We start from the raw sequence: 562 nt of genomic DNA on the forward strand, positions 1-562 counted from the left end.
CCTATCTTTATTGCGTAGTGCTGATTTCAGGCATATGAAAACCTTGATCAGGTGCGACGATGGTATATTACGGGGCTCAATACCTTCACTCGCGTTGTGGCTGATAGACCGCCCTTACTACAGCTTCATAATGTTCGTTACCTTGCATTATGTGTAGTTCGGTTCCAGACTGGTGGCTAGCCTTTTTCTGGGCTGGATTGTCCAGCTTGATTGCCTTAGCTTTGCTTGGCGCACTCATATGATATCCCTTATTATTTTATATATTGGTTAAAGTCATAAATATGATTTAAAATTGTCATGCACGTTGCGGCATTCATCCCAACAACACCGGCAATAAAGTGACTTACAATTCTGCCAACGCCCCCCTCATGCTGGCCTTCTGACACCTTAATCAGTAAATACATTCCACGAATCAGTGAAACAAAACCCACAATTGCAAGAAGTGCAAACACGAGGTAGCGCTGAGCAAATGCCACATCATCTTTATGCTTTTCAACCTTGTCTACATAATGACTAAGCATGTTAATTGGGTCTAAACTCCCATCAACAGCACCATGGAAAA

General features: G+C 42.5%; 1 protein-coding gene and 1 pseudogene. Both read right to left on the reverse strand.

What is annotated here, in order from left to right:
- Positions 1-85 precede the first annotated feature (85 nt).
- Positions 86-238: a hypothetical protein gene (locus DNK84_RS14525; RefSeq protein ID WP_162902112.1), complete on the reverse strand. Its 153-nt coding sequence runs from the start codon at positions 236-238 to the stop codon at positions 86-88.
- Positions 239-251: 13 nt separating this feature from the next.
- Positions 252-562: pseudogene (locus tag DNK84_RS13790) on the reverse strand (hypothetical protein); the annotation flags it as partial.

The sequence above is a fragment of the Facilibium subflavum genome (assembly GCF_003574485.1).
GTDB classification, from domain to species: Bacteria; Pseudomonadota; Gammaproteobacteria; order Francisellales; family Francisellaceae; genus Facilibium; species Facilibium subflavum.